The 23,948-nt window shown below is 53.8% G+C and carries 22 protein-coding genes, 1 tRNA gene and 1 riboswitch; of the genes, 11 read left to right on the forward strand and 12 right to left on the reverse strand.

Translation table 11 applies throughout. The features are described from left to right. The first annotated feature begins 224 nt into the window (after positions 1 to 224). Complete coding sequence (locus DK872_RS10580) at positions 225 to 995, forward strand: siderophore-interacting protein (protein WP_007370009.1); 771 nt, start codon at positions 225 to 227, stop codon at positions 993 to 995. Between the two features lie 35 nt (positions 996 to 1,030). On the opposite strand, the gene DK872_RS10585 is transcribed toward DK872_RS10580, so the two are convergent. Continuing rightward, a complete protein-coding gene (locus DK872_RS10585) occupies positions 1,031 to 2,200 on the reverse strand; it encodes a hypothetical protein (protein WP_007370010.1) in 1,170 nt (389 codons plus the stop codon). A 240-nt stretch (positions 2,201 to 2,440) separates the two neighbouring features. Then, a complete protein-coding gene (locus tag DK872_RS10590) occupies positions 2,441 to 3,160 on the reverse strand; it encodes an SDR family NAD(P)-dependent oxidoreductase (RefSeq protein WP_035887863.1) in 720 nt (239 codons plus the stop codon). Between the two features lie 98 nt (positions 3,161 to 3,258). Here DK872_RS10590 and DK872_RS10595 point away from each other — a divergent pair, with 98 nt between their 5' ends. Continuing rightward, positions 3,259 to 3,651 (forward strand): helix-turn-helix domain-containing protein, encoded by a 393-nt coding sequence (locus DK872_RS10595; RefSeq protein ID WP_007370012.1) that lies wholly within the window; start codon positions 3,259 to 3,261, stop codon positions 3,649 to 3,651. 39 nt (positions 3,652 to 3,690) lie between these two features. Here DK872_RS10595 and DK872_RS10600 read toward each other — a convergent pair whose 3' ends face one another. Together DK872_RS10600 and DK872_RS10605 are read right to left on the reverse strand one after the other, a co-directional pair. Next, entirely contained in the window at positions 3,691 to 4,629 is a 939-nt protein-coding gene (locus DK872_RS10600) for a hypothetical protein (RefSeq protein WP_035888025.1), read from the reverse strand. Positions 4,630 to 5,212: 583 nt separating this feature from the next. After that, positions 5,213 to 5,288 (reverse strand) — tRNA-Ile (locus DK872_RS10605). Between the two features lie 126 nt (positions 5,289 to 5,414). Between DK872_RS10605 and mug the strand changes: the two genes are divergently transcribed. Further along, positions 5,415 to 5,921 (forward strand): G/U mismatch-specific DNA glycosylase, encoded by a 507-nt coding sequence (gene mug, locus DK872_RS10610; RefSeq protein WP_007370061.1) that lies wholly within the window; start codon positions 5,415 to 5,417, stop codon positions 5,919 to 5,921. Positions 5,922 to 5,978: 57 nt separating this feature from the next. On the opposite strand, the gene rpoD is transcribed toward mug, so the two are convergent. From rpoD to rpsU, 3 genes are all read right to left on the reverse strand, one after another. Beyond that, complete coding sequence (gene rpoD, locus DK872_RS10615; protein WP_007370062.1) at positions 5,979 to 7,823, reverse strand: RNA polymerase sigma factor RpoD; 1,845 nt, start codon at positions 7,821 to 7,823, stop codon at positions 5,979 to 5,981. A gap of 157 nt (positions 7,824 to 7,980) precedes the next feature. Beyond that, the gene (gene dnaG / locus DK872_RS10620; protein ID WP_161518344.1) at positions 7,981 to 9,726 is read right to left on the reverse strand and encodes a DNA primase; all 1,746 of its coding nucleotides are present in this window, start codon (positions 9,724 to 9,726) and stop codon (positions 7,981 to 7,983) included. A 170-nt stretch (positions 9,727 to 9,896) separates the two neighbouring features. Next, the gene (gene rpsU, locus DK872_RS10625) at positions 9,897 to 10,112 is read right to left on the reverse strand and encodes a 30S ribosomal protein S21 (RefSeq protein ID WP_001144069.1); all 216 of its coding nucleotides are present in this window, start codon (positions 10,110 to 10,112) and stop codon (positions 9,897 to 9,899) included. A gap of 237 nt (positions 10,113 to 10,349) precedes the next feature. Here rpsU and tsaD point away from each other — a divergent pair, with 237 nt between their 5' ends. Then, positions 10,350 to 11,363, forward strand: a complete 1,014-nt coding sequence (gene tsaD / locus DK872_RS10630) for a tRNA (adenosine(37)-N6)-threonylcarbamoyltransferase complex transferase subunit TsaD (RefSeq protein WP_071921543.1) — start codon at positions 10,350 to 10,352, stop codon at positions 11,361 to 11,363. A 35-nt stretch (positions 11,364 to 11,398) separates the two neighbouring features. Here tsaD and plsY read toward each other — a convergent pair whose 3' ends face one another. Then, positions 11,399 to 12,007 (reverse strand): glycerol-3-phosphate 1-O-acyltransferase PlsY, encoded by a 609-nt coding sequence (plsY, locus tag DK872_RS10635; RefSeq protein WP_007370065.1) that lies wholly within the window; start codon positions 12,005 to 12,007, stop codon positions 11,399 to 11,401. Between the two features lie 161 nt (positions 12,008 to 12,168). Between plsY and folB the strand changes: the two genes are divergently transcribed. After that, positions 12,169 to 12,537 carry a bifunctional dihydroneopterin aldolase/7,8-dihydroneopterin epimerase gene (gene folB, locus DK872_RS10640; protein WP_007370067.1) on the forward strand — a complete coding sequence of 123 codons (369 nt, stop codon included), beginning with the start codon at positions 12,169 to 12,171 and terminating at the stop codon, positions 12,535 to 12,537. Positions 12,538 to 12,642: 105 nt separating this feature from the next. Continuing rightward, entirely contained in the window at positions 12,643 to 13,461 is an 819-nt protein-coding gene (gene bacA, locus DK872_RS10645; protein ID WP_007370068.1) for an undecaprenyl-diphosphate phosphatase, read from the forward strand. Between the two features lie 11 nt (positions 13,462 to 13,472). Here bacA and DK872_RS10650 read toward each other — a convergent pair whose 3' ends face one another. After that, on the reverse strand, positions 13,473 to 14,714 hold the full coding sequence (locus DK872_RS10650; protein WP_007370069.1) for a multifunctional CCA addition/repair protein: 1,242 nt from the start codon (positions 14,712 to 14,714) through the stop codon (positions 13,473 to 13,475). 64 nt (positions 14,715 to 14,778) lie between these two features. After that, positions 14,779 to 15,393 carry a TIGR04211 family SH3 domain-containing protein gene (locus DK872_RS10655; RefSeq protein ID WP_007370070.1) on the reverse strand — a complete coding sequence of 205 codons (615 nt, stop codon included), beginning with the start codon at positions 15,391 to 15,393 and terminating at the stop codon, positions 14,779 to 14,781. Between the two features lie 239 nt (positions 15,394 to 15,632). Here DK872_RS10655 and DK872_RS10660 point away from each other — a divergent pair, with 239 nt between their 5' ends. From DK872_RS10660 to hldE, 3 genes are read left to right on the forward strand one after another with little or no spacing between them, the layout of a single operon-like run. Beyond that, a complete protein-coding gene (locus DK872_RS10660; protein ID WP_035887846.1) occupies positions 15,633 to 16,934 on the forward strand; it encodes an inorganic triphosphatase in 1,302 nt (433 codons plus the stop codon). A 16-nt stretch (positions 16,935 to 16,950) separates the two neighbouring features. Next, the gene (glnE, locus tag DK872_RS10665) at positions 16,951 to 19,800 is read left to right on the forward strand and encodes a bifunctional [glutamate--ammonia ligase]-adenylyl-L-tyrosine phosphorylase/[glutamate--ammonia-ligase] adenylyltransferase (RefSeq protein ID WP_035887844.1); all 2,850 of its coding nucleotides are present in this window, start codon (positions 16,951 to 16,953) and stop codon (positions 19,798 to 19,800) included. A 46-nt stretch (positions 19,801 to 19,846) separates the two neighbouring features. Beyond that, positions 19,847 to 21,277: a bifunctional D-glycero-beta-D-manno-heptose-7-phosphate kinase/D-glycero-beta-D-manno-heptose 1-phosphate adenylyltransferase HldE gene (hldE, locus tag DK872_RS10670; protein ID WP_007370073.1), complete on the forward strand. Its 1,431-nt coding sequence runs from the start codon at positions 19,847 to 19,849 to the stop codon at positions 21,275 to 21,277. A gap of 66 nt (positions 21,278 to 21,343) precedes the next feature. Here the strand turns inward: hldE and ubiK are convergent, their stop codons facing one another. Next, positions 21,344 to 21,640, reverse strand: a complete 297-nt coding sequence (ubiK, locus tag DK872_RS10675; protein WP_007370074.1) for a ubiquinone biosynthesis accessory factor UbiK — start codon at positions 21,638 to 21,640, stop codon at positions 21,344 to 21,346. 122 nt (positions 21,641 to 21,762) lie between these two features. Further along, positions 21,763 to 21,912, forward strand: a riboswitch (FMN riboswitch). 106 nt (positions 21,913 to 22,018) lie between these two features. On the opposite strand from ubiK, the gene ribB reads away from it, so the two are divergent. Both ribB and DK872_RS10685 read left to right on the forward strand, forming a co-directional pair. After that, positions 22,019 to 22,672 carry a 3,4-dihydroxy-2-butanone-4-phosphate synthase gene (gene ribB, locus DK872_RS10680; RefSeq protein ID WP_035887841.1) on the forward strand — a complete coding sequence of 218 codons (654 nt, stop codon included), beginning with the start codon at positions 22,019 to 22,021 and terminating at the stop codon, positions 22,670 to 22,672. Positions 22,673 to 22,907: 235 nt separating this feature from the next. Beyond that, complete coding sequence (locus DK872_RS10685; RefSeq protein WP_035887839.1) at positions 22,908 to 23,081, forward strand: hypothetical protein; 174 nt, start codon at positions 22,908 to 22,910, stop codon at positions 23,079 to 23,081. A 34-nt stretch (positions 23,082 to 23,115) separates the two neighbouring features. Here the strand turns inward: DK872_RS10685 and zupT are convergent, their stop codons facing one another. Further along, positions 23,116 to 23,892, reverse strand: coding sequence for a zinc transporter ZupT (gene zupT, locus DK872_RS10690; RefSeq protein WP_035887835.1), 777 nt, complete (start codon positions 23,890 to 23,892; stop codon positions 23,116 to 23,118). Positions 23,893 to 23,948 lie beyond the last annotated feature (56 nt).

Genomic DNA, 23,948 nt, shown 5'->3' on the forward strand with positions numbered 1-23,948 from the left:
TGATAAATTGATATATCTAATTTATATCTAAATTAACTATTTAGACAGTGCTGGAGTGAGGTTTTTTTATTTTATTGATAATAAAAGAAATTATTTTATGCTTTGGCAATCGGTGCTTTCCCTGTGTTTATATCATAAAAATTCCTTGTCTTCTGCGCAATCAACAATCATTATCATTTGCACAACATTTAGATATATCGTATTCACTTTCACGAAGGCCGATTATGACAACTCATTCTCCACGTTATCCCCAACGCGTACGCAATGAACTGCGCTTTCGCGAGTTAACTGTTCTGCGCGCGGAACGCGCTGGCAGTGGTTTTCAGCGCATTGTGCTGGGCGGTGAACAACTGGAAGGCTTTACGTCGCGCGGTTTTGACGATCACACAAAAGTCTTCTTTCCGCAGCCGGGATCGCACTTTGTACCGCCGACGGTGACTGACGAAGGCATCGTTTGGGGCGATGGACCACGCCCGGCATCCCGCGATTACACGCCGATCTATGACGCCAGCCGGCACGAACTGGTGGTGGATTTCTATATTCACGACGGCGGCGTGGCGAGCCACTGGGCGGTGAATGCGCAGGCTGGGGATACACTGACGATCGGCGGGCCGCGCGGTTCGCTGGTGGTGCCGGAAGATTATGCCTGGCAACTCTATGTGTGCGATGAATCCGGTATGCCTGCGCTGCGTCGCCGTCTGGAAGCGCTAAGCCTGCTCGCAGTTCGCCCGAAGGTGACGGCAGTGGTGACGGTTGCCGATGCGGCGTATCAGGATTATCTGGCGCATCTGAGCGGCTTTGATATTCAATGGGTGGTTGGCCATAACCCGCAGGCGCTGCACGATAAACTGGCTTCGCTGACCGTCGCCGATGAGGACTATTTTATCTGGCTGACCGGGGAAGGTGAGGTGGTGAAATCGCTGATGGAGCGCTATGCGACCGACAATATCGATCAGCAACGGGTGCGTGCGCAGGCGTACTGGCACAAGAAATAATGACGAAGCCCGGTATTTCACCGGGCTTGCTGCTTTCAGGCCACTTCGTCGTATTCGGCTTCGCTGACTTGCTGCTCCAGCGTCTGGCGAATTTCACCCAGCGCTTTTTCCTGCTGGCGGAAGTAGGTTTCCCGATCGCCCAGCGACGACACAAGTTGCCAGGACTCCTCTTTCTCGAGCGTTGCCAGCTCTTCAATCAGGCTGGCAATATGCTGCTTCACTTCAGCAATACGCTGACGCAGGCGCTGCAGATCGTTTAAACGATCGCTTGCCATCAGCGGCTCCAGCCCTTTCTGCAGGCGGGTCAGAATGGCACGGATAGCGCTAAGATCGCCGCGCTGGCGCGCCTGGTTGAGCTGCACCATCATGCCGTGCGCTTCATTTTTTAAATCGTTGTCCACCAGATCCGGGTGGCAGAGTTTGCTGGCCTGGCGCCACAGGCGCTTCAGCTCGTGACGCTCATCCTCTGACATCTTCTGCTCGAAGCTGAAACGTTTTTCGGCATCGTGCTGCTGTTCCTGATAGCTCTCGTATTCCTGACGTGCTTCGTCACGCGCCTGGCGTGCCGGTTCTTCTTCACGCGTAAGACCGCGTTCCAGCTCCTGCGCTTCGGCCAGCAACGAGGCTATCAACTCGCTTTGCTGTTGCAGATGTTTACGCGCTTCGGCAGCCTGCAATGAGTGCGGCGGCATGCTTTGCCAGCGCTGCGTCAAGGTAACCAGCACTTCCACCGCCTGCGACAGATACTTCTGGCAGCGCAAATAGTCGGCTTCGCGACGGCGCGCTTCCGCTTCCTGGCGGCGAACGGCGGCTTCTGCCAGGGTTTTGCGCAGGCGCAGGATCTGTGACATCAGCGGCCCAAGGCGGGTTAAGTAGAGATCGTTGAACTCGTCGAGCAGCTGGATGCGCGCGTTGCGTTTATCAATCAGTTCGCGCAGTTGTTCTTCCAGGGCTTTCAGTTCCAGCTTACTGGCGGCCACTTGCGGATCCTGCCAGCTTACGACGGAACGCTGGCTTTGCAGCCAGTTCGTTATGGCGCGCATCGCTTCGCTGTAATTCTTCTCTTCAAGCGCATGGACGATAAACGCTAACTCCGGATCCGTAACTTCATTTTTCAACAAAGGAAGCTGACTGAGGATGATGCCGTCATCCTCCAGTTCGATGGCGTATTTGATGATTTCAAGCCGTTTTATAGGTTTGTTCATGGCGTTTCGTCAAAGCGCTTAAGAGTTTATTAAGGGGTGTGGTTATTCATCAAATCTGGACTATAGATGTGAATCTCGCAATAGTCTGCATCCATATTACATTGGACATATTTCAATGCGTTAGTGTTTCTGTGAAAATTGCGCTTATGGGGGCTTAAATCGGCGAAATACGCGAAAAAGTGCGCGCATTGCGGCTTTCAGGCCACTCTGCTGACATGCTTTGCGGCCTGAAAGGATCCCTTACACTTGCGTTAACCCGCCATCGACACAAATCTCGGCACCAGCGATATAGCTGCTTTCGTCACTCGCAAGAAACAGCGCGGCGTTGGCCACTTCTTCCGGCTGGCCCATGCGACCCAGTGGAATTGCCTGCGTTAATCCCTGACGAACATTTTCCGAGGCCGCAGCCATCATTTCCGTATCAATAGGGCCGGGCGCGACGACGTTAACGCGAATGCCTCTGGCTGCCAGTTCGCGCGTCCAGGTTCGGGCAAAAGAGCGCAGCGCGGCTTTGCTGGCGCTATAGACACCATAACCTTCCGTTCCGATAACATCGGCAATCGACCCTATCAGCACCACGCTGGAACCGGGTTTGAGCAACGGCAGCGCAGCTTGCAGGGCAAATAGCGGCGAGCGGACATTCAACCCGAAGGTGCTTTCAAAGTGCGTTTCTGAAACCTGCTCCAGGGTGGCGTACTCTGACATGCCGGCATTAATCACCAGCACATCCAGTTGCTGAATATTTTCCATTATGCGCGCCAGTTCGCTGTGCTGGCTGACATCAGCACGCAGCGGCAGCGCATTTCCTTCGATTTTAGCGGCAGCGTTCTGTAACTCTTCCTCGCGGCGGGAGGTAAACCAGGTCGTGGCGCCTTCATGGGCAAAACGCTGGGTTATCGCCAGGCCAATTCCTTTTGCGCCACCCAGTATGAGGGCCGTTTTGTTGTGCAGTCTGTTCATGATGATTCTCCTGTTGAGTGGAAAATCGATGATATAAGTTTTATATTTAGTATCAATTACGCACTTTGTTTATATTAGATATCATTGGATATACCGCTATGACAAAAATCGATGACTGCGTTTTAGGAAATGTGGGCAAAACGCGCCCGATACTTGAGCACATCACCAATAAATGGTCGATTTTGATCCTGACTGTGCTGTGTACAAAACCTTCTCGTTTCAATGAGATCCGTCGCAGGCTGGATGGTATCACCCATAAAGCGCTGGCCGACGCTCTGAAACGGCTGGAGCGCAACGGGTTGGTGCACCGGGAAGTGTTGCCGACAATGCCGGTGGGTGTTGAATACCGTATTACGCCGCTTGGCGAATCACTTCGACAGCCATTTGAGGCACTGTATCGCTGGGCGCTGGAATATGGGCCACAATTGACGGCGGCGCAGGATGAGTATGATCAAAAATCTGCAGAGGCTGAAAGAGCATTAGCCTCCTGAAACGGGGCGTTCTGCTTGTCGGAACGCCCCTGCGAAAGGTCAGCGGAAAGTATGACTGACAAGTGAGCGTCGAATATCTGGCGTCCCTGGAATTCGGCGGGCCCTGAATTCTGTCTGGCTGTATGTTACTCCGGCGCCATGGTATCCGGTTACCTGAATGCTGTTGTAACCGAGACGCTGGAGCTCTCTGCTTATGGTTTGCGCCAGAGGTTGAGTGCCTTTCAGGGAGATGAATTTTCCTATTATTCCTTTTCTTTTTGCACCTGACGATGCTTCCAGCTCGACAGCAGCAAAAGACGTTGGCTTGAAAGAATCAGCGCTATAACAGGCAGTTATACGGATATCCTCGAATGTTTTAGGTAGCCCGCATGAATGCAATTGTTCAGCGAGGGTTACGGCCGTCATCAACCCCAGGGTTGCCGCTTCATCGGCTGCCAGTACGTCTGCACCGGCCGTTCCGTGCCCAAGAATATAGAGTTTATCCGTGGTAGCGGATAATTGACTTAATGGTATATGTGTAAAGTTTGTATTTTTTAATACAACCAGTTGTTGTGATAATCTCGCAATACTGGCTGTGAATTTATCAAATATATCCGGTGACAGCGCTTTTCTTAATGTCTCACCATTCCAGTCCTCATGCACTTGTAAACCAGCATCGACCTCCTGCAATTTATCGCTGACAGTGTTTATCTGAATAACCAGGTTATTTATTTCTGCAGCACGTAGTTCCATTATTTCATTTCGAATTTTCTGATTTGGCACAATTAGTGGATAGAGGCTTTTTCCCTTCAGGTGGCGGATTAAATTTAAGCCCAGACTTTGATGGATCATATCCTCTGCTGCAAAAGGAATATACAGATAACCTTGTTTGGGAAAACCGCTGTGCATCACCGGAGGCGCGCCATATCTCGCTTTAAATTCAGGTTGATTGGCCGGGGTTCCTGGCGGTGTATTGTTTCCGAATATCATTTTCTTCATTGAATCATCCTGGATATATTTTATATGAGTGGTTATCTCAATACGGATAGCTAAAAGCATTATAGCGATACATTATACGTTTCTGCCTTATAACATGGTACGTGGGAGAATAATCTATAATTCATGCCGCTGGAGCGATTCATACAGTGCTAAGGCATTTATTCTAGCGTATGCAATGGTGGTTATTAATAGTTGTTGTCACGTTTTTATTATATTATTTGTTCTATTAAGATATATCAGAGAGGTAATTTATTAAGGAAATTATAGTGCGGAGAGTAATTATTTATAGTAAAGCGTTGATTAACTTTTTATGTTGGTGCCGGTAATACGTTATTCTCGTGTGAAAAGATGCGGATCTTATTAAGATTCGGAAGACACCGCATGAAAAGTGTTGTCGCTTGAGTGATGGCTTCATCGGGAAGGAACGCATTGCGCCATTCTGCGACTGTTGTTGTAGCGATAGAAGCGACAGAGTGATGGGGATTACCAAAAGTTGGGGCGATACTTTTGGGACATTCAGGATTTAAAAAACAAAAAACCACCATAAGAGGTGGCTTAAGTATCTGTTTCTAAATTTAAAATTTGGTGGCCCCTGTTGGGTTTGAACCAACGACCAAGCGATTATGAGTCGCCTGCTCTAACCACTGAGCTAAGGGGCCACAGCGGGGGGATTATAAAGTAACTTACCCCTGCAATCCAGCATGAATATCCTGGCTGATGTTTTTATAAACAGCGGATTTTCAATCCCTTATACTGGTGTTTATGACAATTGACCAGGAATAACTATGATCAATGATATTCTCGCTCCCGGGCTGCGCGTGGTGTTTTGTGGTATCAATCCGGGTAAATCTTCCGCGCATACCGGCTTCCACTTTGCGCATCCTGGCAACCGTTTCTGGAAGGTGATCCATCAGGCCGGCTTTACCGACAGGCTGCTGCGACCGGAAGAGGAGATTCATTTGCTGGATACGCGCTGTGGCATCACCATGCTGGTGGAACGCCCGACGGTACAGGCCAGCGAAGTGGCGCTGCATGAGCTGCGTACCGGCGGCAGAGAGCTGGTTATGAAGATCGAAGAGTATCAGCCTGCAGCGCTGGCGATCCTCGGTAAACAGGCCTTCGAGCAGGCATTCAGCGTCAGAGGTGCTAACTGGGGCAAGCAGACAATGAGCATTGGCGTGACGCAAATTTGGGTGCTGCCGAATCCCAGTGGGTTAAATCGCGCGACGCTGGATAAACTGGTAGCCGCTTACCGCGAACTGGATGATGCGCTGGTGACAAGAGGGCTATAGTGCGGCGGAAATAAAAAAGGCTCCCGTGGGAGCCTTTCGTTATAACGATGCGATAAATTAATCGTCGAGGAAGCTACGCAGCACTTCAGATCGGCTCGGATGGCGCAGTTTACGCAGCGCTTTCGCCTCGATCTGACGGATACGTTCGCGGGTAACGTCAAACTGTTTACCCACTTCTTCCAGCGTGTGGTCGGTGTTCATATCGATACCGAAACGCATACGCAGTACTTTCGCTTCACGGGCTGTCAGACCAGCCAGCACGTCGTGCGTTGCCGCACGCAGGCTCTCGGTGGTGGCTGAGTCCAGCGGCAGCTCGAGGGTGGTATCCTCGATAAAATCACCCAGATGCGAATCTTCATCATCACCAATCGGTGTTTCCATGGAGATTGGCTCTTTGGCGATTTTCAGCACTTTGCGGATTTTATCTTCCGGCATCAACATGCGTTCGGCCAGCTCTTCCGGCGTCGGCTCGCGACCCATTTCCTGCAGCATCTGGCGGGAAATACGGTTGAGTTTGTTAATGGTCTCAATCATATGCACCGGAATACGGATGGTGCGCGCCTGATCCGCGATGGAGCGGGTAATCGCCTGACGGATCCACCAGGTTGCGTAGGTGGAGAACTTGTAACCACGGCGGTATTCGAACTTATCAACCGCTTTCATCAGACCGATGTTGCCTTCCTGAATTAGATCGAGGAATTGCAGACCACGGTTGGTGTATTTCTTGGCGATAGAAATAACCAGACGCAGGTTCGCTTCCACCATCTCTTTCTTCGCACGGCGCGCTTTCGCTTCGCCGATGGACATACGACGGTTGATATCTTTTACCTGCTCGATGGTCAGGCCGGTTTCTTCTTCAATCTGTTGCAGTTTTTGCAGGCTGCGCTGAACTTCTTCCGTCACTTCATGCAGCTTTTCGGACCACGGTTTGTTCATCGCCAGCGCAGCATTGAACCAGGTTTCGCTGGTTTCATTGCCGGTGAACAGCGTAATGAAGTTTTTCTTCGGCATTTTGCACTGTTCAACGCACAGCTTCATGATGATGCGTTCCTGGGTGCGCACGCGATCCATCATGATACGCATGCTGTTCACCAGGTAGTCGAACTGTTTCGGCACCAGACGGAACTGCTTGAAGACTTCAGACAGCTTGAGGATCTCTTCCTGTGCTGCAGCGTGGCTGCGGCCTTTGGCTTTGATCGTGTCGCGGGTCAGTTCGTACTGGGTACGCAGCTCGCCGAATTTTTCACGGGCCAGCTCAGGATCGATGCTGTTGTCATCGTCGCTGCTGTCATCGTCGTCTTCATCTTCGTCATCATCGTCGTCATCCATCTCTTCGCTGGAGAGCTCAGAGCCGACATGCGTTGCCGTTGGCGCAAGATCTTCTTCCGCATTTGGATCGACAAAGCCGGTGATCAAATCGGACAGACGCGCCTGTTCCGCTTCGACGCGGTCGTATTGTTCTAACAGATAGGTAATGGCTTCCGGGTACTCGGCGACGGAGCACTGAACCTGGTTAATCCCGTCTTCGATACGTTTGGCGATGTCAATTTCGCCTTCACGGGTCAGCAGTTCAACGGTACCCATTTCACGCATATACATGCGAACCGGGTCGGTCGTGCGCCCGATTTCAGATTCCACGCTGGAAAGCACTTGCGCAGCCGCTTCGGCAGCGTCATCGTCCGTGTCGGCAGTGGTCTCAGCCAGCAGCAAATCATCAGCATCCGGTGCTTCTTCCATCACCTGAATGCCCATGTCGTTGATCATTTGGATGATGTCTTCGATCTGATCGGAGTCGACGATATCTTCCGGCAGATGGTCATTGACCTCGGCATAGGTCAGATAGCCTTGCTCCTTACCACGGGTGACAAGTAGCTTCAGCTGTGACTGCGGGTTTTGCTCCATAAGACGGTATCCACACTTAAATTCATGAGGGTTGGTGTCGGTCGGCGAAATAAACAGCCAACATTTAACGCGAGGGTGTATTTATATTTTTGCCGCTGGCCCTCATCGCGGCTGTCGGGATCAACCCGATCGGTTATCGGCACTTAAGCCGTTGAATTCATTTTTTCGCCAGTTCCTGGTTTAACTGCCAGAGCTCCCGGCGTTCTTCGCTGCTTAAACCGTGCGTACGATCGCGAGCTATCAGCTCTTCCTGTCGCCGTTCAAGCATCGAATCAAACATATGATTGAGCGAGTCGGTAAACGCTTCTTCTGCGATTTCCTTATCTGCTATATCGTCCCACATCGACAGTTTTTCAAGGGTTGCCGCCTCTTTGGTGCCGCGATAGTGCTCCAGCAACTGTCCGGTAGTCAGACCTGGCTGAGACAAACAAGTGTTGACCAGTTCTGCAAATAAGCCAAGCCCGGGGAGCCTGGATTGATCCAGCCCTTCTAATGAAGGAACCGCTGATGCCAGCTCCGGGTTCTGGATCAATAACCCTATAAGTATACGCATGGTTGTGCGTTTTAGCTGCGGAGCGGGGCGCGGAGCGTTGTTTTCCGCTTGTTTTGGCATTAAACGATCAAGTTGCGCATCGTCGAAAATACCAATCTTGTTCCCCAGCAGCTGTCGCAACTGAATGCGTAACGTCTCACCTGGCACCTGAATGATTAACGGCAGCGCCAGCGCTGCAAGTTGAGTGGTACCATCCGGCGTCGTCAAATCCGCCTGCGGCAACAGGCTGTTAAACAAAAACGTGGAGAGCGGCTGAGCCTGCTCCATCCGCGCTTCGAACGCTGCTTTGCCCTCTTTACGCACCAGCGTATCCGGATCTTCACCATCCGGCAGGAACATAAACCGCAGTTGACGACCGTCGCTCATATAAGGTAGCGCGGTTTCCAGCGCACGCCAGGCAGCATCACGACCAGCCCGGTCACCGTCATAACAACAGATGACGTTTTTCGTCACTCTGAACAGCAACTGGATATGATCCGCCGTGGTGGAGGTGCCCAGCGAAGCAACCGCATAGTTGATGCCGTACTGCGCCAGCGCGACCACGTCCATATAGCCTTCGACGACCAACAGACGCTGAGGTTCATCGTTATCCAATTGCGCTTCATAAAGGCCATACAACTGGCGGCCTTTATGAAAAATATCGGTCTCCGGGGAGTTGAGGTATTTGGGCGTATCGTTACCTAGAACACGCCCGCCAAAACCAATCACCCGGCCACGCTTGTCGCGAATGGGGAACATTACCCGTTCACGGAAGCGATCGTAACTGCGCCCCTGATCGTTCGTTACCAGCATGCCGGCATCGATCAGAGATTTGCGGTTTTCGCTATTGCCGCCAAAACGCTTTAACACGTTGTCCCAGCCGGGAGGGGCGTAACCAATGGCGAAACGCGCAATAATTTCGCTACTCAAACCGCGCCTTGCCAGATACTGGCGCGCCGGTTCAGCAGCAGGTTGCGTCAGAGATTGCTGATAAAATGCGTTGAGCCCGTCCATCAACTGGTAGAGCGTTTGTCGTTGATGGCGCTCTATCAGGCTGGGCCCGCTGCCTGCTTCAAAAGGCACTTCAAGGTTGTGCATGGCAGCCAGTTCTTCGACGCTTTCCACGAACTCGAGCTTGTCGTAGTTCATTAAAAAGTCGAGGGCGTTACCGTGCGCGCCGCAGCCAAAGCAGTGATAAAACTGTTTTTCACCGTTTACGGTGAAAGAAGGGGTTTTTTCATTATGGAATGGACAACACGCGTGGTAGTTCTTGCCCTGCTTTTTCAGCTTTACACGCGCGTCGATGAGATCGACGATGTCGGTGCGCGCCAGCAGGTCATTGATAAAAACACGTGGGATTCGTCCAGCCATAGGCCCCGTTTTGATCTTTTATAGCCCTCGTTCTTCAGGCCGCTGAATGTGGCACAAATCACGCTGGTTATATCAGGTTATAAACGAAAATAAGCCGCGCATTCCTTTCGGAAGCACGGCCTTACAACTACAACTCGGTCTAAATCTGAGAGCGTGCCGCTCTCCAGAGATTAGTACAGACGAGTACGGCGTGCGTTTTCGCGAGCCAGTTTCTTCGCGTGACGTTTCACTGCGGATGCTTTAGCGCGTTTGCGTTCGGTAGTCGGTTTTTCATAGAACTCACGACGACGAACTTCCGCCAGAACACCTGCTTTTTCGCAGGAACGTTTGAAGCGACGCAGAGCTACGTCGAACGGCTCGTTTTCACGTACTTTAATTACCGGCATGTGCCTCTCACCTTTGATTAATTCGGTTTGCCGCTGGCGTTCACACCAGCATATTTCAAAATGGTGCGGAATTTTACTGCAACTACTGCTGCTTTGTAAAGCACCGACGCGCTTTTTGAAAGGGACTTTTGTAAGGGTGAGGAGTATACACGAACTCCTCACCTGGGGTGAGCAAAGTTTTACATCGACCGGTATTCGCCCTACACTGCGCGGTATTGCAAAGAGGTAAACAGATCCATGCGCGTACTGGGCATTGAAACATCCTGCGATGAAACTGGCATCGCAATTTATGACGACCACCAGGGGCTTTTAGCCAACCAACTGTATAGTCAAGTAAAACTGCACGCGGATTACGGTGGTGTGGTGCCGGAACTGGCTTCCCGCGACCATGTGCGTAAAACCGTGCCGCTGATTCAGGCTGCGCTGAAAGAAGCCGGGCTAGCGGCAAAAGATATCGATGCTGTGGCCTACACGGCTGGACCAGGCCTGGTTGGCGCGCTGCTGGTTGGCGCGACGGTCGGACGTTCGCTGGCTTTCGCCTGGGATGTCCCGGCGATTCCGGTTCACCATATGGAAGGGCATCTGCTGGCGCCGATGCTGGAAGAAAACCCTCCGGCTTTCCCGTTTGTAGCACTGCTGGTTTCCGGCGGGCACACGCAGCTCATCAGTGTCACCGGTATTGGTCATTACGAACTGCTGGGCGAGTCAATTGACGATGCCGCCGGTGAAGCATTTGATAAAACTGCCAAACTGTTGGGGCTTGATTACCCCGGCGGGCCGATGCTGTCAAAACTGGCGTCGCAGGGCACTGAAGGCCGTTTTGTCTTCCCGCGCCCGATGACCGATCGTCCAGGGCTGGATTTTAGCTTTTCCGGGCTGAAAACGTTTGCTGCAAACACCATTCGCACCAATGGCGATGACGAGCAAACCCGTGCCGACATTGCACGAGCATTTGAGGATGCCGTGGTTGATACGCTGATGATCAAATGCAAACGCGCGCTGGATCAGACCGGTTTTACGCGTCTGGTGATGGCGGGCGGTGTGAGCGCCAACCGCACTCTGCGGGTAAAACTGGCGGAAATGATGCAAAAGCGTCGCGGCGAAGTCTTTTATGCGCGTCCGGAGTTCTGTACCGATAATGGTGCGATGATCGCCTATGCGGGCATGGTACGTCTGAAAGCAGGAAATGATGTCGGGCTTGGCGTAACGGTTCGTCCGCGCTGGCCACTGGCGGATCTGCCGGCGGCGTAAACTGCAACAGCCCGGTTGCTGAGATGCCGCCGGGCTTACTCTTCTTTTTTCTTCTTCAGCTTCGACCAGATTTTGGTTTCCTGGCGGCGCCACAGGCGCTGAATATTGTCATGATGGCGCAGCAGAATCAGACAGGAAAGCATCGCCACCGGGAAGGTGAACTGCGGTTTGAACCACCAGACATAGAACGGCGCGATCAGTGCGCTGACAATCGCGCCCAGTGATGAGTAACCGCTCAACAACACGGTTAAAAGCCAGGTTCCCGCCATGACGCCCGTTAAATCCCAGCCTATCGGCGCAATCGCGCCAAACGCCGTTGCTACGCCTTTACCACCCTGAAATTTAAAAAATACCGGCCAGATATGACCAAGACAGGCGGCGATAGCAATAAGCCCCAGCCAAAACGGGGTTACGCCAAGCGCATAAGCGCCCCAGACGGGCAGCATTCCTTTCAGAATATCGAAAATCAATACCGTTACGGCTGCTCCCTTGCCGCCAATGCGTAAAACGTTGGTCGCTCCGGGATTGCCGGAACCGCTTGCTCGCGGATCGGGAAGACCGGCGAGGCGGCAGACCAGAATGGCGCTGGAGATTGAGCCACAAAGGTACGCAAGGAGGATCATTCCAGGCGCGATTGCACTCATGACGCTGTTCCGTTGTGAAAAAGTCGTTTTATTCTCTGCATCGATGGATAATACGCATAAATTCTGGAAAGTGGTATCCAGTGAATGCGCAAAATCTGCCAGACCGCAGGAAAGATCGGGCCTGGCAGCACAGTGTTGAAACAAACTGCGGGTGGAATGTGATGGATATTGTATTTATTGAGCAGCTTTCGGTAATCACCACTATTGGTGTTTACGACTGGGAACAGACCATTGAGCAGAAACTGGTGTTCGATATCGAAATGGCCTGGGATAACCGTCAGGCGGCGAAAAGTGATGATGTGAATGATTGTCTCAGCTATGCCGATATCGCCGATGCGGTTGTCGGTCATGTGGAAGGGGGACGTTTTGCGCTGGTTGAACGTGTTGCGGAAGAGGTGGCCGAACTGCTGCTGGCGCGTTTTCAGTCGCCGTGGATACGCATCAAACTGAGCAAACCAGGTGCCGTGGCGCGGGCGCAGAGCGTCGGTGTAATCATTGAGCGTGGGTTAAATCTGAAAGAAAGTATTTAAATTCATAATAGTTAAACCAAGCGCTAGTATTCAGGTCATAGATGATGGCCATTCACGGCTACTCCTCGGGGGGCCGTTTTTTATATCTTTTTTAGGGGTTTATTGATGAGCGATCTGCATTCGCTGCTGGTGGCAGCCATTTTGGGTGTCGTTGAAGGATTGACGGAGTTCCTGCCGGTTTCCAGCACTGGTCACATGATTATCGTCGGACATTTGCTGGGATTTGAAGGTGATACAGCAAAAACGTTCGAGGTTGTGATTCAGTTGGGCTCGATTCTGGCGGTTGTCGTGATGTTCTGGCGACGCCTGTTTGGTTTGATTGGCATTCACTTCGGCAAGCAACCGCATGAAGGCACCGGTACGGGACGCCTTTCGCTGATTCATATCATTTTAGGTATGATTCCAGCGGTGGTGATGGGTCTGGTATTCCATGACACCATCAAGTCGCTGTTTAACCCGCTCAACGTGACTTATGCGCTGGTGGTCGGCGGCTTCCTGCTGATTGCCGCAGAAGTGCTGAAGCCGAAAGTGCCGCGCGCGCAGGGTGTGGATGATATGACTTATCGCCAGGCGTTCATTATTGGTTGTTTCCAGTGTCTGGCGCTGTGGCCTGGATTCTCCCGCTCCGGGGCGACCATTTCCGGTGGGATGCTGATGGGCGTTAGCCGCTATGCCGCATCAGAGTTCTCTTTCCTGCTGGCTGTGCCAATGATGCTGGGCGCAACCGCACTGGATCTCTATAAGAGCATGGGGTTTCTCACCACCGGCGATATTCCGATGTTTGCCGTGGGTTTCATCACCGCTTTTATTGTCGCGCTGATCGCCATCAAAACTTTCCTTGAGCTGATTAAACGTATCTCTTTTATTCCGTTCGCGATTTACCGTTTTATCGTCGCAGCGGCAGTGTATCTGGTCTTCTTCTAAGGCTCGCGCCCTCAGTCTGCGGGCTGAGGGCAACGATGCGCTTTCCACTGCGCCAGCGCGGCTATCCGGCGGCGCGTCAACTCTTCGCGAACTTCCGCCCCCTTAAAACCGGCTTCAATCACCGCTTTGGTTGGAACGGCACGAGCCACTTCCCACGCTTCACGCAGTAAACGTCCTTGCGGATAGTCGCAGGCTTCAAAACCGGTACGTCCACGCACATCGGCTTCGCTGGTCAGGGCTATTTGCTCTACGCGCTGCGGTTTACGCCACGCATCAATTGAGTCGAACAACTTCACAATGGTTTTGGGCTGCAAAATGGGGAAGGTGTGGATCAGATCGTGAAACTCCGCCACCAGTTTTGCCAGATCGCGGATCTCGTTTGGTACGCGCAGACGCTGGCACAGCCCTGCGACCAGTTTGACGCCCGCCGGGCCGTGACCATGATGGCGCGGCCAGAGCTCTTTTGGCGTCAGCGCTTTGCCCAGATCGTGACATAACGTGGCGAAACGCACGTCCACTTCCGGGCTGAGCATCGCGGCCATCGTCAGTGTCATCAGCGTGTGAACGCCGGTGTCGATTTCCGGGTGCCACTTCGCCGGAGCGGGCACGCCAAACAGCGCATCGACCTCCGGGAACAGCACCTTCAGCGCGCCGCAGTCGCGCAGTACCTGGAAATAGACCTGAGGATTACGGGCATGCAGCGCGTTCTCGGTCTCTTTCCAGACGCGCTCTGTGGTCAGATGCGCCAGTTCGCCAGCATCGGTCATGGCGCGCATCAGCGACATCGTTTCGTCGGCAATCCGAAAACTAAGGTGAGCATAGCGGGCTGCGAAGCGGGCTACGCGCAGTACGCGCAGCGGATCTTCGCTAAAAGCCGGGGAGACATGACGCAAAATGCGGTTACGTAGATCGTGCTGACCATTAAACGGGTCGATGATGTGCCCGTTTTCGTCCTGCGCCAGTGCGTTGACGGTTAAATCCCGGCGCAGTAAATCTTGTTCAAGGGAGACATCGGGGGCGGCATGAACGATAAACCCGGTATAACCCGAGCCGGATTTACGTTCGGTGCGGGCCAGCGCATACTCTTCGCGGCTTTGCGGGTGGAGAAACACAGGGAAATCGCGACCTACCTGCTGGTAGCCCGCGTTGAGCATCTCTTCCGGCGTGGCGCCGACCACAACCCAGTCTCTGTCTTTGACTGGCAGGCCTAACAACGAATCACGTACAGCACCACCGACCAGATAACTCTTCACACCACTCTCCTCTACACATAAGTCGACAGATAATACGTAAGTGTAGAGAAGATGGCGAATGTCCTTAGCTCATCCAGCGATCTTTGCGCTTGCGGCTTGGGATCATGTGCGGCAACAGCAGGCCGAGGATTAAACCCGCGCCCAGCACGCCGCCGCCATACATAAACCACTGCATAATGATGGTGCGCTGCTTGTCGTCCAGTTGCAGATTCGCCGCGTTCACTTTCTTCTGCGCGACGATTAACTCATTTTTCAGCTTCTGGTTTTCATCTTTCAGGCCGTTGATCACCCCGTCGCTCTGCGCCACTTTTTGCTGCATTTCAGCCGTGCGCTGGTTCCAGGTGTTATCGATATTGTTCAGTTTATCGGTCAACGTCTTGACCTGGTTCTCCAGCTCCGGTACGCGAGTACGCAGGCTTGGCTCTACGTTCAACTCTTTCAGCGGGATCCAGGAGGTGCGCCCGGTGCTGTCGCGCACCTGGCCGTAATCGTTGTTTTGTTGCAGCAGAGTCACTTCCTCGCCGGCATTTACCGTACCGACAAGGCGATAATTATCGCCAGGGCCACTACGTACCCAGGTATTCAGTTCGTCGGAAACATACCGTTTTTCTTCAGCGTGGATCCCAACGGACACACTCAGTGCAACCAGGGTCAATCCAATCAGGCGTAATTTTGGCATCAGGCAGTCATTATTTTCGTTAAATGTGAATGGGAAACAGTGACATCAGTCTGACGACACCTGGCAGGTGGCATCAATCGGAATCTTCCGGGTCAAACTGCGCGCTTATACGAACTTTTGCACCCAGCAAATTGCGCATTGCATGGCAATTTGGCACACAATACTATCTACTGACAAACATCAGGGGCGTTAGTTCGCCGAAATTTTCACTGATGTGACATAACCATAAGTGCAAGGCCATGGCTCAGGAAATCGAATTAAAGTTTATCGTTAATGCCGACAGCGTGGAAACGCTTCGTCACCATCTACATACGCTGACCGAAGAACATATCGCCGCCAGCCAGTTACTGAATATTTACTATGAGACACCTGACAACTGGCTGCGCGGCCATGATATGGGGCTGCGCATCCGGGGTTTTGACGGTCAGTATGAGATGACGATGAAAATTGCCGGACGGGTGATTGGCGGTTTACATCAGCGTCCTGAATACAATATTCCGCTTGCCAGCCCGGAGCTTTATCTGTCGCGCTTCCCTGCCGAAGTATGGCCCGATGGCGAGCTGCCTGCCGATTTACAAGCGCGTACGCGTCCGCTGTTCAGCACCGATTTTTACCGTGAAAAATGGCTGGTCAATGTAGGTGAGAGCCGAATTGAGATTGGCCTTGATCTCGGCGAAGTGAAAGCCGGGGAATCCGCTGAGCCGATTTGCGAGCTGGAGCTGGAGCTGCTGAGTGGCGATCCTGCGGATATCCTTAAGCTGGCGCGCCAGCTAGTGACGCTCTCTGTTTTGCGTCAGGGAAGTCTGAGCAAAGCCGCGCGTGGTTACCATCTGGCGCAGGGCAATGCCCCACGCGAGCGCCGTCCAACGGACATTCTGCAAACCGTCCCGAAGGCCAGCGTTGAGCAAGCTTTTGCTGCCGCGCTGGAACTGGCGCTTTCCCAGTGGCAATACCATGAAGAGTTGTGGGTGCGCGGCAACAACGCGGCAAAGCAGGATGTACTGCGTGCGATTGCGTTAATCCGCCATACGTTGGCGCTTTTTGGCGGTATTGTGCCGCGTAAAGCGAGCGCTCACTTACGTGATTTACTGACGCAGGTGGAAGCCACGCTGACTTCGGCGGTTTCTGCCGACACTGCGGTATGGGATGCGCCTTCGGCAATGGCAAAACTGCTGTTGACCGAGTGGCTGGTAACGCAGGGCTGGCGCGCCTTCCTTGATGAAAAAGCGCAGGTAAAATTTGCCGATTCATTTAAACGCTTTGCCGATGTACATCTTTCACGCAGTGCGGCGGAGCTGAAAAAAGCCTTCGCACAACCGCTGGGCGACAGCTATCGCGACCAGTTGCCACGCCTGGCACGTGACATCGACAGCGCATTGCTGCTGGCAGGCCATTACGATCGCGCGCTGGCAAACGAATGGCTGGAGAACTGGCAGGGGCTGTACCACGCCATTGAAACGCGCCAGAGAATCGAGATCGAACACTTTCGTAATACCGCAATTACGCAGGAGCCGTTCTGGCTGCACAGCGGAAAACGCTAACTAAAGGATACTTCGGATGCCGCATGCCTCGCCGTTATCGCAGCACTGGCACACTGTGCTTTCCCGTCTGCCGGAGGTGCTAACCGCACAGCCACTCAGTGCGCAGGCGCAGTCAGTACTCACTTTTAGTGATTTCGTTCAGGACAGTATCATCACATATCCTGAATGGCTGGCCGAGCTGGAAAGCGCGCCGCCGCAGGCAACGGAGTGGCAGCACTACGCGCAATGGCTCAGTGCGGCACTGCGGGATGTCACGGATGAAGCGGCACTGATGCGCGTTCTGCGCCAGTTCCGCCGTCGGGTAATGGTGCGTATTGCCTGGGTGCAGGCGCTGCGGCTGGTGGCAGAAGAAGATGTCTTGCAGCAACTGAGCGTGCTGGCGGAAACGCTGATCGTCGCCGCGCGCGACTGGCTGTACGACGCCTGTTGCCGCGAATGGGGAACGCCCTGTAACCCGCAGGGCGTTGCGCAGCCGATGCTGATTTTAGGCATGGGCAAACTTGGCGGCGGCGAACTCAATTTCTCTTCCGATATCGATCTGATCTTCGCCTGGCCGGAAAACGGGGCAACCCGTGGCGGCCGGCGCGAGCTGGATAACGCTCAGTTCTTCACCCGCCTGGGGCAACGGCTGATCAAGGTACTCGACCAGCCAACGCAGGATGGTTTTGTCTATCGCGTAGATATGCGTTTACGCCCCTTCGGCGATAGCGGCCCGCTGGTGCTCAGCTTTGCCGCGCTGGAGGATTATTACCAGGAGCAGGGGCGCGACTGGGAGCGCTATGCGATGGTGAAAGCGCGCATTATGGGCGATAACGACGGTAAACACGCCCGTGAGCTGCGTGCCATGCTGCGTCCCTTTGTTTTCCGCCGCTACATTGATTTCAGCGTGATCCAGTCGCTGCGTAATATGAAAGGCATGATTGCCCGCGAAGTCCGCCGCCGTGGCCTGAAAGACAACATTAAGCTGGGCGCGGGTGGCATTCGTGAAATCGAATTTATCGTGCAGGTTTTTCAGTTGATTCGCGGTGGCCGTGAACCGGCGCTGCAATCCCGCTCACTGTTGCCAACGCTGGAAGCCATCGATCAGCTGCACCTGTTACCTGAAGGCGAAGCTGGCAGGTTACGGGCGGCCTACCTTTGGTTACGGCGTCTGGAAAACCTGCTGCAAAGCATTAATGACGAACAGACGCAGACCTTGCCGGGCGACGATCTCAACCGCGCCCGGCTGGCCTGGGGAATGGGCGTGGCAAGCTGGGATGAACTCAGCAGTACGCTGGAAACGCATATGGCCGCTGTACGTCGCGTCTTCAATGAGCTGATCGGCGACGACGAGAGCGACTCGCCGGAAGATGTGCTTTCCGAAAACTGGCGTGAACTGTGGCAGGATGCGCTGCAGGAAGATGACACCACGCCGGTGCTGGCACATCTTTCCGATGACGATCGCCGCCGCGTAGTGGCGCTGATTGCTGATTTCCGTAAAGAGATGGATAAGCGCACCATCGGCCCGCGCGGGCGCCAGGTGCTGGATCATCTGATGCCGCATTTGCTGAGCGATGTCTGCTCGCGAGACGACGCGCCAGTGCCGTTGTCGCGCCTGACGCCGCTGCTGACAGGCATCATTACGCGTACCACTTATCTTGAACTGCTGAGCGAATTCCCCGGCGCGCTGAAGCATCTTATTTCCCTTTGTGCGGCATCGCCGATGGTGGCCAGCCAGCTGGCGCGTTACCCAATCCTGCTCGATGAGCTGCTCGATCCCACTACGCTTTATCAGCCGACGGCGATGAACGCCTACCGCGACGAACTGCGGCAATATCTGCTCCGCGTGCCGGAGGATGATGAAGAGCAACAACTGGAAGCGCTGCGGCAGTTTAAACAGGCGCAGTTGCTGCGCGTCGCCGCGGCGGATATTGCCGGTACGCTCCCGGTAATGAAAGTGAGCGATCATCTGACGTGGCTTGCGGAAGCGATTATCGATGCGGTAGTGCAGCAGGCATGGGGACAAATGGTGGCGCGTTATGGTCAGCCAATGCATCTGCGCGATCGGGAAGGGCGTGGGTTTGCCGTCGTTGGATACGGCAAACTGGGCGGCTGGGAGTTGGGTTACAACTCCGATCTCGACCTGGTCTTTTTGCACGATTGCCCGATGGATGTGATGACCGACGGCGAGCGGGAGATCGATGGCCGCCAGTTCTATCTGCGTCTTGCCCAGCGCATCATGCACCTGTTCAGCACACGCACTTCGTCCGGCATTCTCTATGAAGTGGATGCGCGCCTGCGCCCGTCCGGCGCGGCGGGAATGTTAGTGACGACCACCGAATCCTTCGCGGATTACCAGAAAAATGAAGCCTGGACGTGGGAACACCAGGCGCTGGTGCGCGCGCGCGTGGTGTACGGCGATCCGCAACTGGCCGTGGAGTTTGATGCCATTCGCCGCGATATTCTGATGATCCCGCGCGATGGCGCAACATTGCAAACCGAGGTGCGCGAGATGCGCGAGAAGATGCGTGCTCACCTTGGTAACAAGCATAAAGATCGCTTCGATCTGAAAGCCGATGAAGGCGGTATCACCGACATTGAGTTTATCGCTCAGTATCTGGTGCTGCGCTATGCGCATGACAAACCGAAGCTGACGCGCTGGTCTGATAACGTGCGCATTCTGGAAGGGCTGGCGCAGAACAACATCATGGATGAACAGGAAGCGCTGGCGCTGACGCAGGCTTACACCACGCTGCGCGATGAGTTGCACCACCTGGCATTACAGGAGTTGCCGGGGCATGTGGCGTTGTCGTGTTTTGTCGCCGAACGCCAGCTGATCAAAACCAGCTGGGACAAGTGGCTGGTGGAACCGTGCGCTCCGGCGTAAGTATGATATTATCGCGCGCAAATTTTGTATCTCTCAGGAGACAGGAATGAAAGTGACGCTGCCAGAGTTTAACCAGGCGGGTGTAATGGTGGTTGGCGATGTGATGCTGGACCGTTACTGGTACGGGCCAACCAGCCGCATCTCTCCGGAAGCCCCGGTGCCGGTGGTGAAAGTCGATACGATTGAAGAACGCCCGGGCGGCGCGGCGAACGTGGCGATGAACATTGCTTCGCTGGGCGCAACGGCGCGTCTGGTGGGTCTGACAGGTATTGATGATGCGGCTCGCGCACTGAGCAAGGCGCTGGCGGATGTCAATGTAAAATGCGACTTCGTTTCTGTTCCCACTCATCCCACCATTACCAAACTGCGCGTTCTGTCGCGCAACCAGCAACTGATCCGCCTGGACTTTGAAGAAGGGTTTGAAGGCGTCGATCCCCTGCCGATGCATGAGCGCATCAGCCAGGCGCTCGGCAGCATTGGCGCGCTGGTGCTTTCTGATTACGCCAAAGGCGCGCTGGCCAGCGTTCAGCAGATGATTGCGCTGGCGCGTAAAGCGGGCGTGCCGGTACTGATCGATCCGAAAGGCACTGATTTTGAGCGCTATCGCGGCGCTACGCTGCTGACCCCGAACCTGTCGGAGTTTGAAGCGGTGGCCGGGAAATGCAAAAACGAAGACGAGATCGTTGAACGCGGCATGAAAGTGATTGCCGATTACGACCTTTCTGCGCTGCTGGTGACCCGCTCCGAGCAAGGTATGACGCTGCTGCAACCGGGCAAAGCGCCGCTGCACATGCCGACCCAGGCACAGGAAGTGTATGACGTGACCGGTGCCGGCGATACGGTGATTGGCGTGCTGGCAGCAACGCTGGCGGCGGGTAATTCGCTGGAAGAAGCCTGCTACTTTGCGAACGCAGCCGCAGGCGTAGTGGTTGGTAAACTCGGTACCTCAACGGTATCGCCTATCGAGCTGGAAAACGCCGTGCGCGGCCGTGCAGAAACCGGCTTCGGCGTGATGAGCGAAGAAGAGCTGAAAGCGGCAGTCGCTGCGGCGCGTAAGCGCGGTGAAAAGGTGGTGATGACGAACGGAGTCTTCGACATTTTGCACGCCGGGCATGTCTCTTATCTGGCGAATGCGCGCAAGCTCGGCGATCGCCTGATTGTTGCGGTTAACAGCGACGCTTCCACCAAACGGCTGAAAGGCGAAACCCGCCCGGTGAACCCGCTGGAGCAGCGCATGATCGTGCTGAGCGCGCTGGAAGCGGTGGACTGGGTTGTATCGTTTGAAGAAGATACGCCGCAGCGTCTGATTGCCGGAATTTTGCCGGATCTGCTGGTAAAAGGTGGCGACTACAAAGCGGAAGATATTGCGGGCAGCAAAGAAGTCTGGGCTAACGGCGGGGAAGTGCTGGTGCTCAACTTTGAAGATGGTTGTTCAACCACCAATATCATCAAAAAGATCCAGAAGCAGGGCGATTAAACCTGTTATCGGGCCTGCATAATGAGCAGGCCCGGAAAGCGCTCGCGCCATTCGGCGCAAAAGCTATTACGCCTGATCGTCTACCGGTGGAATGGCCGGAGCGGGTTTGACTTCTGCGCTTTTCCCCTGATTTTCGAGTTCACTCAGGCGTTGCTCCAGCAGCGCCAGTTTCTCGCGGGTGCGCAGCAATACCTGCGTTTGCACGTCAAACTCTTCGCGGCTCACCAGATCCAGGCGAGTTAACTGTGCCTGTAACGTCTGACGAATTTTCTTTTCCACATCTTCCCCGAACTCACGGATCCCCTTGGGCATGGATTCGTGAACCTGACGCGCAATCTGTTCAATTTTCTTTGGGTCAATCATTTTAGGTTCCCTGCTCGGATAGGCTCAATAAGTCATTGTAGTGTGATAAACCCAGGTGATAAACCAGAATTGTTTGAAGCTTATGCATTGCCGAAGATTATCAATGGCGTTATAGTTATCCCGCTTATTCTCAGGGCGGGGCGAAATTCCCCACCGGCGGTAAATCAGCAGATGCTGAAAGCCCGCGAGCGCTTCAGGCTAACGTTTGAAGGTCAGCAGATCCGGTGTAATTCCGGGGCCGACGGTTAAAGTCCGGATGGGAGAGAGTAACGAATCTGTCGGGCAATGACGCCCGCTCGCGTTATTTTTTTGCCGCATTGCGACACTCCTAAGACTGCCCTGATTCTGGTAACCATAACTTTATTGAGGTCTTTTACCATGAATCAGACGCTGCTTTCTTCTTTTGGCACGCCTTTCGAACGTATTGAACATGCTCTCGCCGCGCTGCGCGAAGGCCGTGGTGTGATGGTGCTCGACGACGAGGACCGTGAAAATGAAGGCGATATGATTTTCGCCGCAGAAACCATGACCGTTGAGCAAATGGCGCTGACTATTCGCCACGGCAGCGGCATTGTTTGCCTGTGCCTGACCGACGAACGCCGGAAACAGCTCGATCTGCCGATGATGGTCGAGAACAATACCAGCGCCTACGGCACCGGTTTTACCGTTACTATCGAAGCGGCGCATGGCGTAACAACCGGTGTTTCGGCGGCTGACCGTCTTACCACCGTTCGCGCGGCGATTGCCGATGGCGCGAAACCTTCCGATCTGAACCGTCCTGGCCACGTTTTCCCGCTGCGCGCGCAGCCTGGCGGCGTATTGACCCGTGGCGGTCATACTGAAGCAACGATCGATTTAGTGACGCTGGCGGGTTTTAAACCGGCGGGCGTGCTGTGTGAATTAACCAATGATGATGGCTCAATGGCGCGTGCGCCGGAGTGCATCGAATTTGCTAAGCAACACAATATGGCTGTTGTGACCATTGAAGATCTGGTGGCTTACCGCCAGGAACATGAGCGTAAAGCCAGCTAACTTGCGTTAGTGATAAAAAATCCGCGGCCGAAAGCTGCGGATTTTTTTTGCCTGTCCTGCGTCAATGTTTGTCGCATTTATAATATTCACGCATTGAAATTTCGCGGTGCTACTTATAAAGTGGTACCTGCTCTACGGACATAAAAAACAGTTTTAAAGTATTATAATTCATTAAGTTAACGCTATTTTGTCATTGGTTTGTTAACCAATGTTTGCCGGAAATAAGGGAGGCAATATGTTTATCTCATGGTACTGGCTTCTGGCGATTATCATCGTCGTTTTCGGCTATGTCCACGTACTTAAACGCCATTGCAAAGCCTGCCGCCACGATCGCGAAGCGATCTATAAAGCTTATCAACGGGTGCTCGAAGAGCTGAAGAAAACTCGCCGCGTCGGGCAGGGCGAATAAGACGCGCCTGCCCTCTGCAAGAGCGTCCCGATCCTCAGCCGCTAAATCCCATCGCCTGCAACGCCACAAGGCTTAAGCCCATCACCGACATACCGCACAGCACGCCATAGCTGGGATTGTTGTTGGGATCGATCTCTTTCGCCAGCGGCATCAGTTCATCCACCGACAATGCCACCATAATCCCGGCGACGGTTGCCATAATGGCCGCCATCACCACTGGCGAGAGCAGACTGCCGAGGATCAACCATGCCAGGACGCCGCCGAGGATCTCCGCCATCCCTGAGATTCCCGCCCAGAATACTGCGCTGCGTTTTGAACCGGTTGCCGCGTAAACCGGCCCGGCAACCGCAAGTCCTTCAGGAATATTGTGCAACGCAACCGCAAAGGCGATACCGAGGCCTAATTCCAGGTCGTTACTGGCGGTGACATAGGTGGCGATGCCTTCCGGGAAGTTATGGAGACTGATACCCATCGTCAGCAAAATGGCGGTACGGCGCAGGCCGCGCGGAAAGGTTCGCTGCGTACCCTGCATTAAATCCTGCGGGTGTGCATGGGGTAACATGCGATCCAGCGCGAAATACCCCAGCAGGCCCACGACAAACATGCCATAGCCGAGCATCGGTGACATATTTTCCGTCGCCAGTGCAGCGGGCAACATCTCCATTAACGAAATCAATAACATGATTCCGGCAGCAAAGCCGAGCGAGAACGCCAGTACGCGGTTTGATGGTTTCTGACCTAACACGCCAAGAATCGCGCCGATAAAGGTCGCTGCGCCAGCCAGGATGGTCAGAATCAACGGTACCGACATGAATTACTCCTTTGTGATAATCATTCTCATTAATGTAAGAGTTTGTTACCTGAAAA

Source organism: Kosakonia sp. MH5, from assembly GCF_009935945.1.
Taxonomy (GTDB): Bacteria; Pseudomonadota; Gammaproteobacteria; order Enterobacterales; family Enterobacteriaceae; genus Kosakonia; species Kosakonia radicincitans.